This is a genomic window from Virgibacillus sp. MG-45, from assembly GCF_036409425.1.
Classification (GTDB): domain Bacteria; phylum Bacillota; class Bacilli; order Bacillales; family Amphibacillaceae; genus LDC-1.
In genome coordinates this window covers 226000-238685 of record NZ_JAXOFU010000003.1, presented here as the reverse complement: position 1 = coordinate 238685, position 12686 = coordinate 226000, and the positions used below count along the sequence as shown (strand labels likewise).

Annotated in this window: 14 protein-coding genes; 1 reads left to right on the top strand and 13 read right to left on the bottom strand. The window is 38.0% G+C overall.

Annotated features, from left to right (window positions below; genetic code table 11):
- Positions 1-300: 300 nt before the first annotated feature.
- From purR to metG, 10 genes are all read right to left on the bottom strand, one after another.
- Positions 301-1119 carry a pur operon repressor gene (gene purR / locus SPK86_RS05260; protein WP_284140719.1) on the bottom strand — a complete coding sequence of 273 codons (819 nt, stop codon included), beginning with the start codon at positions 1117-1119 and terminating at the stop codon, positions 301-303.
- Positions 1120-1183: 64 nt separating this feature from the next.
- Positions 1184-2044: a 4-(cytidine 5'-diphospho)-2-C-methyl-D-erythritol kinase gene (gene ispE / locus SPK86_RS05255; RefSeq protein WP_284140718.1), complete on the bottom strand. Its 861-nt coding sequence runs from the start codon at positions 2042-2044 to the stop codon at positions 1184-1186.
- Positions 2045-2179: 135 nt separating this feature from the next.
- Complete coding sequence (locus tag SPK86_RS05250) at positions 2180-2338, bottom strand: small, acid-soluble spore protein, alpha/beta type (protein ID WP_284140717.1); 159 nt, start codon at positions 2336-2338, stop codon at positions 2180-2182.
- 222 nt (positions 2339-2560) lie between these two features.
- Positions 2561-2824: a biofilm formation stimulator Veg gene (gene veg, locus SPK86_RS05245; protein WP_284140716.1), complete on the bottom strand. Its 264-nt coding sequence runs from the start codon at positions 2822-2824 to the stop codon at positions 2561-2563.
- 316 nt (positions 2825-3140) lie between these two features.
- Positions 3141-4040 carry a sporulation peptidase YabG gene (gene yabG, locus SPK86_RS05240; protein WP_284140715.1) on the bottom strand — a complete coding sequence of 300 codons (900 nt, stop codon included), beginning with the start codon at positions 4038-4040 and terminating at the stop codon, positions 3141-3143.
- A gap of 146 nt (positions 4041-4186) precedes the next feature.
- Positions 4187-5068 carry a 16S rRNA (adenine(1518)-N(6)/adenine(1519)-N(6))-dimethyltransferase RsmA gene (rsmA, locus tag SPK86_RS05235; RefSeq protein ID WP_284140714.1) on the bottom strand — a complete coding sequence of 294 codons (882 nt, stop codon included), beginning with the start codon at positions 5066-5068 and terminating at the stop codon, positions 4187-4189.
- Entirely contained in the window at positions 5061-5633 is a 573-nt protein-coding gene (gene rnmV / locus SPK86_RS05230) for a ribonuclease M5 (protein ID WP_284140713.1), read from the bottom strand. The genes rsmA and rnmV overlap by 8 nt, the downstream gene beginning before the upstream one ends.
- An 84-nt stretch (positions 5634-5717) precedes the next feature.
- On the bottom strand, positions 5718-6917 hold the full coding sequence (locus SPK86_RS05225) for a G5 and 3D domain-containing protein (RefSeq protein ID WP_284140712.1): 1200 nt from the start codon (positions 6915-6917) through the stop codon (positions 5718-5720).
- 246 nt (positions 6918-7163) lie between these two features.
- Positions 7164-7934 (bottom strand): TatD family hydrolase, encoded by a 771-nt coding sequence (locus tag SPK86_RS05220; protein ID WP_284140711.1) that lies wholly within the window; start codon positions 7932-7934, stop codon positions 7164-7166.
- 86 nt (positions 7935-8020) lie between these two features.
- Positions 8021-9976, bottom strand: a complete 1956-nt coding sequence (gene metG / locus SPK86_RS05215) for a methionine--tRNA ligase (RefSeq protein ID WP_284140710.1) — start codon at positions 9974-9976, stop codon at positions 8021-8023.
- A 397-nt stretch (positions 9977-10373) separates the two neighbouring features.
- Between metG and SPK86_RS05210 the strand changes: the two genes are divergently transcribed.
- A complete protein-coding gene (locus tag SPK86_RS05210) occupies positions 10374-10649 on the top strand; it encodes an AbrB/MazE/SpoVT family DNA-binding domain-containing protein (protein WP_284140709.1) in 276 nt (91 codons plus the stop codon).
- Positions 10650-10728: 79 nt separating this feature from the next.
- Here SPK86_RS05210 and rsmI read toward each other — a convergent pair whose 3' ends face one another.
- The 3 genes from rsmI to SPK86_RS05195 are packed head-to-tail and all read right to left on the bottom strand — an operon-like array spanning position 10729 to position 12605.
- Positions 10729-11613: a 16S rRNA (cytidine(1402)-2'-O)-methyltransferase gene (rsmI, locus tag SPK86_RS05205; protein WP_284140708.1), complete on the bottom strand. Its 885-nt coding sequence runs from the start codon at positions 11611-11613 to the stop codon at positions 10729-10731.
- Complete coding sequence (locus SPK86_RS05200) at positions 11591-11872, bottom strand: GIY-YIG nuclease family protein (RefSeq protein WP_284140707.1); 282 nt, start codon at positions 11870-11872, stop codon at positions 11591-11593. The genes rsmI and SPK86_RS05200 overlap by 23 nt, the downstream gene beginning before the upstream one ends.
- Complete coding sequence (locus SPK86_RS05195; RefSeq protein WP_284140706.1) at positions 11865-12605, bottom strand: tRNA1(Val) (adenine(37)-N6)-methyltransferase; 741 nt, start codon at positions 12603-12605, stop codon at positions 11865-11867. Before SPK86_RS05195 ends, SPK86_RS05200 begins: the two co-directional genes overlap by 8 nt.
- Positions 12606-12686: the final 81 nt, after the last annotated feature.

Below are 12686 nucleotides of genomic sequence, written 5' to 3'. Positions count from 1 at the left end.
TATTCAACAAAATTACAATAATTCCTGCTTAATTTTAAAAAAAGTTTTATTTTTACAAAAAGATAAGCATAAATCCCTGTAATAGAACCTTTTTCATAGATCAAAATAATGAGAAATCATTCGATTTTTTATTATTAAATCTTAATTTATCCATTCGAATAATTTTTTCAGGGTATTTTAGACTATTTGGTAGGTATACTTGATTAACTATTTGGATAGGTCACATTTTCATAACAAAACCGAGCCGTTTTACGTTAAATAAAAAAATCTCTCCATAATGGAAAGATTTTTAATCATTTATTAATTTAATATTGAATAGTTGCCTGGAAGCACTTGGATTTCCTGACGCTTTGCATCCACATTAGATATTCGAACAAGGGAAATATAATCTTCTACTACACGGTCCTCTTCCTCATCATCCGCTTCTGCTAGTACCCCAATTCCATGCACACGAGCATTAAATTCTTTGAGCAGACTTATCATGCCATTAATCGTGCCACCAGCCTTCATAAAATCATCAATAATACAAACTTTAGCTCCTTCTTTTAAACCACGTTTAGGAAGTACCATTGTTTGAATTTTTCTCGATGAACCGGACACGTAATTAATACTGACAGAGGATCCTTCCGTAACTTTCGGATCCCTTCTGACAATGACAACTGGAACGTTCAAAAATGATGCAACCGCATAGGCAAGTGGAATACCCTTTGTTGCTACTGTCATTACTACATCAATATTGCGATGAATGAATTTAGAAGCAAAAACTCTACCGATTTCACGCACTGTCTTCGGCTCACCAAGTAGATCACTCATATATAGATAGCCACCAGGGAGAATGCGACTAGGGTCCTCTAATTGCTCACAAAGCGTTTTAATAAATTGCTTTCCGTTTTTTTCTGATCCCTCCGGTACATAGCGAACACCGCCACCAGCACCTGCTGCTCGATGTAAATAACCGAGTCCTTCGTCTTGAAAAACCGTATCAATAATATCTAAATCCTCGCTAATCGAAGCTTTCCCTACATTATACTGCTTAGCATGGTAGGTTAAGCTTCGATGATCCTCAGGATTTTCTATAAAATAATTTGTTAACGACACTAATCGATTGCTTCTTTTCATTTTTCCACCTCGAAAACCGAATAATCGCACTAAATATACCACTAATATATGTCTTTGGGCAAGGTTAACCTAATATGCGAACTAAATAAACTTCTGAACAAAAGCCCCGCATGCCATTATATATTCTTTGAGCCTTACTTTCCTGGGCTACGAGACCATAAATAGTAGGACCACTTCCACTCATTAGCACACCATCTGCACCAGCATGCTCCATTTTTTCCTTCACCCGTTTTACTTGTGGGTGTAATTCCATTGTATATGGTTCAAGCACATTACCTAGACTGTTACATAACCTGGAGAAATCATTCATTTGTAATGCCTCGATAACCTTCTCTGTAACAGGGTGCATAAGATTATCCATTTTTATTTGTTGAAAAATTGTTTTCGTTGATACGCCTATATCTGGTTTAGCCAATACAACCCAACATGATGGTGGAGAAGGAAGCTGTGAAATTTTCTCTCCTCGCCCCGTTGCTATTCCTGTATTTCCATACACACAAAACGGAATATCTGTACCGATTGTCGCCCCTAGTGCGGCAAGTTCCGATAGCGGTAAATTTAAGTCAAAAAGCCTGTTCATTCCTCTAAGTACAGCAGCGGCATCCGTACTGCCACCACCAAGTCCAGCACTTACAGGGATGTTTTTTTCGATTTTAATGTGAATTCCTTCTGAAATGCGATACGTTTGTTTAAACAGCTCAGCAGCTTTATAAGCTAAATTACGTTCGTCATTTGGTACATATCTACTCCAAAGCGATACATCAATGCGATTCTCTTCTAATATTGTTAGCTCTATTCGGTCCGATAAATCAATTGTTGTCATCACCATTTCTACATTATGATAACCATCCTCGCGTTTTCCTAATACATCCAAAGATAAGTTGATTTTAGCCGGTGCCTTTTCTAAGAGAGCCATATCCGTCACCTACTTATTCCAAGTACACAAATTGTAACACATATGACCTGTCCAAGCGACTAGCACAAGCAAAAAACTTACCATATTTTTCTTATTATTGGAAAAGACATGAAGCAGAATCTATATAAAAAAGGCAAATCCTTCTTAGGATTTGCCTTGTCGCATACTCTCTTCTGCTATTTCTAGCGCCCTTTTCACGAGGTTTCCGGCATCCCTTGCCTTTATACCTCCCCAGCCTTCCTTTTGTACCGTGTCGTAAAACCCTAACTCTTTTGCAATTTCTTCCTTCATTTGCTCTGACATGGTTCCACGTCTAGCCAGAAAGAACAGCTCCCTTCCCGTAAAGAAATCTTACGACAAGCTTAGCTTATGTTTATTTTCATTTGCTACACCCGTTATATGTATGTAAAGCAGGAAATTTATGATTTGATTTCCTTCGTCTCACAGAACAAAAAAGGACGGAGGTATAATTTCCAAAATGAAATAAAAGAATATATTAAAAAGAGTAGTAAACAGTTTCGTTCACTACTCTGCGATAACTTGTTGAGTTCGTTCTTCCATGAAGCTTAATTCTACCGTCTCGGTTAAAACATCTGCATAGCTGTATGAAACACGTTCGAATGCATTTTCCTCTTGGTCTAATTCTACAATAAATACGGAAGGATAGGTTTCTGCTAAAACACCAGATCGTTCAATTGTCTTCCTTCTACCGCCATTCGCTTTTAAACGCAGCCGTTTCCCGATTTGACCTTCAAGACCTTGCTTAATTTCGATTAATGTTTTCGCCACTATACTCCACCTCACTGAATTAATCATAACATAAGCTTGTTTTTTAGTCAAACAAAATATAATATTATAACAAGATATTAATTTTAATGTCAATGACTAAATTTTCCTTTTCGCAATTATTGTTTGCAAATGTTAACAAAATATGTACTTTCAGGTCGAATTTCTTTTTCATACTGAAAAAAGATACGTGGCAGCCCACCTGCTGGTAAGCTGCTCTGTCTCTTTTAATACGATTTCCGACCGCATTCTTCAAAAAACAAATGAAGATGCTGTACATATTGTCTCAGTCGAAAAGTGTCGAGCGATTTTTTTCATATTATTCCACGATGACGTTTGATTCTCCTTCTTCTAAAGTTTCCTCTAAATATGGCATTCCTGTACGTAATAAACCTCTTGTTTCTACGCCACCCATTCCTTTTTCACCTGTTAATGTATTTCTTAATGCATCCCATACATGAACTTTTTCCATGAACGGGGTGTAAGCGATCTTTGCAGCAATATAAACAGGATCAAGTGCATGAATATTGATTCGTGATGGAGAGCTTGCAAAATTAGCACCTGCACGAATAAGTGACTCGAAATGAGATTGGCAAGCACCTGCAAAAATCACCAGCTGGTCAAGGTGTGGCGTCATTTTTCTCGCTTCTCGTACCGTTTCAACAAAATACTTTGAATGGCGATAAGCACGTAAATCACTTTTAGCTCCTTTGTTTTTAGAAAAAGAATCATGTCCTGTAATGACGATAATATCTGGCTGAATTTTTTCCAATAAAGGGCCTATTTGAAAAGGCATTTCTCGCTCATTCATATGAATACCATGAACTTGAAGTCCCACTCGTTGATATAGTGCAATGCATTTCTTTAAGTAGCTTGGATCTCCATCAATGTGAAGTACACGAGCAGGGAGCTGAAAAAATTGCGTATGATCATAGCCGTCTGTTGATTGATAATCCCGTTTTTCCTTCATTAGTTGATAGTCCTGGCGAAATAACCGATATGAAAATTCTTCCTGCTGCTTCCGCTTTTTTTTCCTTTTTTCTAGTTCTCTATTCTTTACATGAACAAGGTCACTTATCGGTGCATCAGCGACAAGACGAATATCTTCTCCATGCAGTATCGCTTTTTCTTTTATGATCGATTCCACGCGAAATAGCAGATCATTGTTATACGATTGACGTGTTACTAAATCACCTATTGTATAAGATTCTGTTTGCATACATCCACCTCACAGCCTTTGTAAGAGTAAAAAGGCGCTTCTACCCATACGATATGCTTTCGCCTATACATATGTGTCTAATGGATGATAAACCGCCTTAAAAGGCATAAAAAAACACCTGAGGCAGGTGTTTTTTTACTCCGTATTTATTTCTCATGTACTTTTTTATAAAACGCATTAGCTAAAGCGGCGAATTCTTCGATTTGTAATGTTTCTCCACGCCTTGATCCATCTACGTTGACCAACTCTAATATAGGTTCAATCTCACGCTTATCGAAGGTTTCTTTAAAGAAGCTCATCAAATTATTGCGGAGCGTCTTTCGCCGTTGTGCAAAGCACGCTTGAACAATTTGAAAAAAGTAATCTTCATTTTCAACATAAACTGGGGGATTTTTACGAACCGTAAGTCGTAAAATACCTGAATCTACATTAGGCTGTGGCATAAAGACCGTTTTCGGTACATGCATGACCACTTCAGCCTCTGTATAATACTGAACAGCTATCGTTAATGACCCATAGCTTTTCGTGTTTGGCTGTGCTGCCATACGTTCAGCGACTTCCTTTTGAATCATTACCGTAAAGCTTTCGACTGGAAGCTTATCACGAAGAAGCTTCATTAAAATCGGTGTTGTAATATAATATGGTAAATTAGCGACAACATGAATAGGTTGCTCTGGTTGAAAGTATTCTTTGATCATTTGACCGACATCTGCTTCTAAAATATCTTGGTGCACAATTTGGATATTGTCATAATTCTTTAACGTATCCTGTAATATCGGTACAAGTCGTTGGTCAATTTCAAAGGCTAGCACGTTTTTAGCATGAATCGCTAATTGTTCGGTCAATGCGCCGATACCCGGACCAATTTCAATTGCACCCGCTTCTTTCGTGATTCCTGCGTGCCTAATAATATTTTCTAAAACATTCACATCAACTAAAAAGTTTTGGCCTAGACTTTTTTTAAATGTGAATCGGTATGTTTGTAATATTTCTTTTGTACGTGATGGTGTAGCAATATATTTATTCATGTGCGTTCTTTTCCTCCTGAAGCAGTTGACTAATTGCTTGTTCAAGCTGTTCCTTTGATATTTGGAACATCGAAAGGCGCTTTAGCAGTTGTTTTCCATTCGTATGTCCGATTTGAAGTAATTCACCTAGTCTTTCTCTTTTTTTTGCAGCTCCTGCGCCACCGATCAAACCATATGCAATCAGTTCCTCCTGTTTAATATAAACAGGCTCCATATCGGTTAATTCATACACAGCAGCCAATGCTTCACGAATGGAATCAAGTGATGCATGCTCAATTCCTAGGCTTTTATTATGGGGATGCTTTGCTCGCGCCTTTTCCTTCGTTAAAAAAGCATGCTTACAGCCTGGAATCGCTTGGTCAATAACGTGTCGAATTCGCTCTCCGGGATAATCAGGGTCGGTAAAAATAATAACACCACGTTTATCTTTTGCGTGTTGTATTTGTTTTAGTATCTTTTTATTAATAGCCGATCCATTTGTTTCAATCGTATCGGCTTCTACCGCCTGCTTTACTTTTACCGTATCATCTTTTCCTTCTACGACAATTATTTCCTTAATCCTCAAGCAAATTCCTCTTTTCTTATTCATTTACACGTAAATAATAATGCTCTTACCACTATATCATGGTAAGAGCATCTATTTCATATGTTAATTTAAAATTTTAATTTTAACCTTTCGCACTCCCCAGCTATACGCTTGGGATTTGGTTGCTACATGGACATCAATTCGTTTACCAACGATAGAACCGCCTGTATCGCCAGCGATCGCTTCTCCATAGCCTTCTACCCATACTCTTTTTCCTAAAGGAATAACACTCGGATCAACCGCAATCACTTTCATATTTGGATTTGCCTTTAAGTTAAGTCCTGTTGTTGTATAGCCTGAGCATCCACTACATTTCGCGGTAAAGGCGCTAGCAGTAACATAAAATGTTTTTCCACCACCTGAAGAATCACTAGATAAAGTAGTTAAATTCGGCTTTGGCTCCTTTGTACCAACCGCAACAACGCGATTTTTACTTTCGGATTTTACTTGTTTTTCAAGTAGCTTTCTTCCAACTTCTTTACCATTTTCCTTCGTAACTTCAAATTTCTTCAGAAGTTCGCCTTCTTCACCTTTGGAAAGGATACGTGTTTTTCCTTTTTCCAATGAACTATCCTTCTTTTTCTCTGTTTCGTATGGGATGGCTTCCGTTTCTTCTACTGTTTCCTTTGTGACACGAACAATGTTAACCGTCGTATCCTTTTGAACTTTTTTATCAAGCGCTACGTTAATTTTATCATTGCTGTCTGCATTGTATGTAATATTATGATTATCTAATAATTGCTTGATACTTCCACCTGTTGCCCATACTTGCTTTTCTTTTCCACCATCGTTAATTGTTACCTGAAATGCTTTCGTTACATTGATTTCCATGCCATTTTTAAGTGCGGCCTCTTTTTCATGAGAAACAGCATCATGCGTTGAAATAGTAAGATTATTTTCTTGGAAGAAATCCTCAATAGAATCCGCCAACGTATAATATTCCTCTTTGTTTCCATCGATCGTTAGAATGACTTTGTTCGCTTTGTCATAATCGATCTTCATGCCATCTTTTATAATAGCATCCATGCTATGTGATAGGGCATCATATTCACCTATTGTAATTCCTACTTCTTTCAGTAGATCTTCTACTGTCTCCGCATGTGTTTGGACAGTTTGCTCTTCCCCATTATCCGCAAAGACGACTTCTGTTTTTGTCATCTCATAAAAGACAACGGTTGTAAAGGCAACCAGTGCCATCACACCAATACTTGAAATAACCAGCTTCAGCTTTGAGGCCGGCAATAGCTTTGAAAGAATTCGCATGCTTCTTGCCTCCTTAATCGATTTCGATTATATAAACACTATTATGCAAAGTCAAAGGTATTACGTTTACGGTTGTATTACAGTTTGTTTACAAATTGTTATAATCCGGTATTTTTATTAGCACAAAAGCTGTGAAACCATTATGAATATTAGGCTGGCAGACAATGGAAAAAGACTGGAACTTTTACGGACCAGTCTTTCCAAATTTCATAATTTTTATAAGTTTTATACAAAAATAGTCAATTGCTAGCGATTGATTCGAAACAACGTACAAGCATTTTCAGTTGTTATTTTGCCAATTTCTTCAAGTTTCATCCCGCGTAGTGCTGCTATTTTTTCTGCTACGAGTCGAACGTAAGCAGGCTCATTTCGCTTCCCACGGTTTGGATGTGGTGCTAAAAATGGTGCATCGGTTTCAATAAGTAGTCGATTTAATGGAACATGCACTGCCACTTCTTTCGGAAGAGGTGCATTTTTAAATGTCACTGGACCGCCTAATGAAATATAGAAGTTCATATCAAGACATGCTTGTACATAGTCAACAGCGTCATTATAACAGTGCATAATTCCGCCAACTGTTGCAGCATTTTCTGCTTGCAGAATCTCAATAATATCTTCTGTTGCCTCCCGATTATGAATAATAATTGGCATGTTCACTTTTTTGGCTAACTGTATTTGCTTGCGAAAAACTTGCTTTTGAATATCCTTCGGGGACTTGTCCCAATGATAGTCTAACCCCATCTCTCCAAGCGCTACGACCTTTGGATGAGCAGTTAGCTCTTCTAGCCAAACTAAGTCTTCATCCGTCATATCGATTGCATCAACAGGATGCCATCCGACAGCAGCGTATATCGCATCATGCTGCTCGGCGATTTCAATAGCTAGCGGAATCGTTTCTCGATCAAACCCTACCACTGCCATGCGCGTAACTCCTGCAGCAAATGCCCGTTTAATCACTTCATCTCTATCTTCCTTAAATTGCTCCGCATTTAAATGCACATGCGTATCAAATAACATTTCAAACACCTCATTTTTGATTGTGTGTTTCCTATCTAAAACTATCAGAAGAAAAGGTCAAACTCACGAAGAGCCTGACCTTTCTGTTATTTTACGACTGAACCATTTGGCAATGCTGCATCAACAGCTGCAAGTGATAAATTACCCGTTTCTGGATCTTCCGCAGATAAAATCATCCCTTCAGACCACTCTCCACGGAGCTTCACAGGCTTTAAATTGGTAACACAAATCACTTTTCTACCAATAAGGTCCTCTGGTTGATAATACTTCGCTATCCCAGAAATCACCTGACGTTTTTCAAAGCCAAGATCAAGCTTAAACTTTAATAACTTATCAGCTTTCTTCATTTTTTCACATGCTTCTACTTGAGCTACACGTAGATCAAGCTTCATGAAATCATCATAGGAGATCTCAGGCTTAGCTTCTTCTACTTTTTTCTGTTCAGTGCTTCCTTCTACAGGCTTTTGCATCATTGCTTTAATAATTTCTACCTCTTCTTTTACATCAAGACGAGGAAAGATCGGTTCTCCTTTTTCTACCTTGGTGCCTGCAGGAATAATACCTTGCGCTGTAACCCCAGCCCAAGTAACTAAGTTTTCGTCCGCGATGCCTAATTGGCGGAAGATTTCTTTTGGAGATTCTGTTAAGAAAGGAGTTAACATAATGCCTACAATTCGAAGCGAATCTGCCAAATGAGCCATTACGTTTCCTAACCGTTCCTGCTTTGTTTCATCCTTTGCCAAATTCCACGGCTCTGTTTCATCAATATATTTGTTTGTGCGGCTAATTAACTGCCACAGTATAGATAAAGCAACAGAAAATTCCATGTTATCCATTGCTACTTCATATTTTTCGACCGTTTCGGCAACAAGCTCTTCTAAAGACACATCAACATCTGTTTCTGCTTTCTTGTATGCTGGAATATTCCCATCGAAGTACTTATTAATCATAGCAACCGTACGATTTAATAGATTTCCAAGATCATTTGCTAAATCGTAATTCGTACGCTCGACGAATCCTTCAGGTGTAAACACGCCATCATGTCCAAACGGAACTTCTCTTAACAAATAATAACGGAGAGCATCCAAACCATAGCGATCAATTAATGATACCGGATCAACGACATTTCCCTTTGATTTTGACATTTTGCCATCCTTCATTAATATCCAACCATGAGCAAATATTTTCTTCGGAAGTGGAAGATCTAGCGCCATTAGCATAATCGGCCAATAAATGGTATGGAAGCGAACAATTTCCTTACTCATTAAATGGACATCAGCCGGCCAATATTTTTCGTATTTTTCAACGTTTTCCGTGCCGTAACCTAGTGCAGTAATATAATTAGAGAGTGCATCAATCCACACATAAATAACATGCTTTGGATTTCCTGGAACCTTAATACCCCATTCAAATGACGTACGAGATACAGCAAGATCCTCTAGTCCCGGGCGTAAAAAATTATTCAACATCTCATTTTTTCGACTTTCTGGTTGAATAAATTCAGGATGTTCTTCATAATAGGCAATTAATCGATCGACATATTTACTTACTTTAAAGAAATAGGATTCTTCCCTCACCTTTTCAACTGGGCCGCCACAATCTGGACAACTACCTTCCTCTAACTGGCGTTCCGTAAAAAATGATTCACAAGAAGTACAATACCATCCTTCGTATTCATCAAGGTAAATATCACCTTGTTTTACGAGCTGATCGAAAATTCGTTCCACAACCTGTTTATGTCTTTCCTCTGTCGTTCGAATAAAATCATCATTTGTGATTTTTAATTTTTTCCATAAATCTTGAATCCCGGCTACGATTTCATCCACATAGGCTTGTGGTGTAACGCCTTTTTCTTCCGCTTTTTTTTGAATCTTTTGCCCGTGTTCATCTGTACCGGTTAAGTACATGACATCGAAGCCTCGCATCCGTTTATAGCGCGCCATTGCATCTCCGGCTACCGTTGAGTATGCATGTCCTATATGTAATTTTCCACTTGGATAATAAATTGGAGTAGTGATATAAAACGTTTTTTTACTGTCCATTCGTCTTCCTCCTCAAACGACTTTCCATTCATTATTCTACTATTGTAGCGATTTTACTCTCAAAATGCCAATCCAAAATCTAGTTGCATGCTATTGGTTTTTTCCAAAAAAGCTTCCAAATTTAAAAAAAGTTAAAATAAATGTCGAATTTTGTCGAAAAATCACGGGTTAATTATTGCCTTCCTTGCTTTCACATGGTAAATTTTAATTATATAGCAATTAGGAATAAGGTATGATTCGCAGTGTACCAATGGGTTCCATTAATTATCAAATTTTCGAACAAATTTTTAAATTAATATTGACACAAATAGTCAACGTTGGTATTCTATTCCTAAGAACTTGTCGAAAAATGACGAAAGTTAAAGTTAATGGAATCAACCATTAAGGAGGAGAAACGATGAAATCTACAGGTATTGTACGTAAAGTTGATGAATTAGGACGTGTAGTCATTCCCATCGAGCTTCGTCGCTCACTGGATATTAACATCAAAGATCCGCTAGAGATTTATGTGGACAATGATAAGGTGGTATTGAAAAAATACCAACCAAATATGGCATGTTACGTTACTGGGGAAGTTTCTGATGATAACGTGGCATTAGCAAACGGAAAGCTTGTACTTAGCCCAGAAGGTGCGAAGGCACTCATCGACGAAATTCAATCTCATTTTAAATAAAAACGAAAAAGCCGCATTCGGTATTGCCCTCCAACGTTATGGAGATCACTACCTTCCTGCCGGCTTTTTTTATTGCCTACTAGTCTACGTGATAAGCTTGATATACATCTCGCTTTGAAATATCTCTATCTAATGCTACGGTCTTTATCGCTTCCTTACTTTTCATTTGTTGCTCGTTTATATAATACGCTACATGGTCAACGATTGATAAATCCTGCCACCACGCTTCCATGCTTGTATTTTCGCTTATTTCATCGATCGATCTACCGTCGACAACGATACAAAACTCTCCTTTAAGCTCCTTGCTTTCTGACCACTCTAGAAGCTCAGCAATCGTTCCACGAGCATACTCCTCAAATCGCTTTGTTAGCTCACGCGCAATGACAATTCTCCGCTCTTTACCAAATTGCTCTTCCATCGCTTTTAACGTTTCTTTGATACGGTAAGGTGATTCGTAGAATAGTAATGTTGCTGGTAAATTATTTAATCGCTTTAATTCATTGTCTCTTTCCTTTTTTTTACGTGGAAGAAACCCATAAAACAAAAATTCTGTAGAAGGTAATCCCGAGCCGACAAGTGCACACAATGCTGCATTTGCTCCAGGCAATACGACAACAGAATAGTTTTCAGCAATTGCTGATGCAACAAGCTCTGATCCCGGATCAGATATGGCAGGCATTCCCGCATCACTTACAATAGCGATGGAATGTCCCTGTTCTAATCGCGCTATAAGCTGATTCTCCCGTGCCATTTTATTATGCTCATGATAACTGATTAATGGTGTGTCGATTTCAAAATAATGGAGCAGCTTCTTTGTATTCCGAGTGTCTTCTGCAGCAATTATATCCACTGACTTTAATGTTTGTAGTGCACGAAATGTAATATCTTCTAAATTTCCAATTGGCGTAGGTACGACATAAAGTGTTCCTTCAACATCTGCTTCAAAGCTTTTTTGATTGTTCATCGTCACTTCCTCCAGTAATTAGCTGCCATTTTTGATTCCGTTTTAACTGTTTTATTGCATACTCTCTACGCAGTGCTTCTTCCTTTGTTGCATATTTTTCGAGATGCATGACTTGAAAAGGACCGCGCCCACGTGTATATTTCGCTCCTTTTCCCTGTTCATGCATCGTTAACCGATGCTGTAAATCATTCGTATAGCCTGTATACAAGCTGTCATCCTTACACTTTAATATATAAACGGTATGGACCAAACTATCCATATATAATCGCCTCGGCTTCTTTTGTATATGTACCATCTTCCCCATAAATATAGAGAGGGGGTAATATTTTTAAATCCGCCTTTCCATCTCGTATTCCTTCAATTAACAACATATTTGCATCTCTTCCTTGCTTTGGGTATACAAGCTGCATTCGCTTTGGTTCAAGCTTATATGCCCGAAACAATTCAATAATATCTACAAGCCTGCCCGGACGATGAACCATTGCTACCTTTCCGCCTGGACGCACATGAAGCTTACATGCTTTTACTACATCCTCTAATGTACAATATACTTCATGCCTTGCGATCGTTAAATATTCATTTTCATTATACTCTGTCTCAGAAGGCGTTTTAAAATACGGTGGATTACATGTAACGACATCAAAATTACTATGTCCTAAAACAGGCTGCATTTCCTTTAAGTCGCCATGGATTAGCTTAATTTGATTCGTCAACTGATTAAGTTCCACATTCCGTGTTGCCATACTAAAAATTCGCTCTTGAATCTCTACCCCAACGAGGTTTGCACTCGTCTTTCGTGATAATAAAAGTGGAATAACACCATTTCCACTACATAAATCAAGAATTTTCCCACGTTTTATCGGGATGCTTGCAAAATCAGCTAATAACACCGCATCTAAGGAGAATGAAAAAGCTGTAGGGCTTTGAATAATTTTCATCGTTTCATCTGCTAACAAATAGTCCATCCGTTCATCATCATATAAACGTACCATGCTTTAATTCCTTCCCACTAACTTGTAATAAGATTCGTTAATAAAAAGCTATCTATAATAGAAAAGCCACTGTGATTTTTA

Bases quoted from the DNA above. Each gene is read 5' to 3' on its own strand.
- SPK86_RS05225 (WP_284140712.1), bottom strand. From the start codon at position 6,917: ATGCGAATTCTTTCAAAGCTATTGCCGGCCTCAAAGCTGAAGCTGGTT.
- SPK86_RS05250 (WP_284140717.1), bottom strand. From the start codon at position 2,338: ATGTCAGAGCAAATGAAGGAAGAAATTGCAAAAGAGTTAGGGTTTTAC.
- rsmI (WP_284140708.1), bottom strand. From the start codon at position 11,613: ATGAACAATCAAAAAAGCTTTGAAGCAGATGTTGAAGGAACACTTTAT.
- SPK86_RS05210 (WP_284140709.1), top strand. From the start codon at position 10,374: ATGAAATCTACAGGTATTGTACGTAAAGTTGATGAATTAGGACGTGTA.
- yabG (WP_284140715.1), bottom strand. From the start codon at position 4,040: ATGCAAACAGAATCTTATACAATAGGTGATTTAGTAACACGTCAATCG.
- rsmA (WP_284140714.1), bottom strand. From the start codon at position 5,068: ATGAATAAATATATTGCTACACCATCACGTACAAAAGAAATATTACAA.
- metG (WP_284140710.1), bottom strand. From the start codon at position 9,976: ATGGACAGTAAAAAAACGTTTTATATCACTACTCCAATTTATTATCCA.
- SPK86_RS05200 (WP_284140707.1), bottom strand. From the start codon at position 11,872: ATGGATAGTTTGGTCCATACCGTTTATATATTAAAGTGTAAGGATGAC.
- SPK86_RS05195 (WP_284140706.1), bottom strand. From the start codon at position 12,605: ATGGTACGTTTATATGATGATGAACGGATGGACTATTTGTTAGCAGAT.
- purR (WP_284140719.1), bottom strand. From the start codon at position 1,119: ATGAAAAGAAGCAATCGATTAGTGTCGTTAACAAATTATTTTATAGAA.
- SPK86_RS05220 (WP_284140711.1), bottom strand. From the start codon at position 7,934: ATGTTATTTGATACGCATGTGCATTTAAATGCGGAGCAATTTAAGGAA.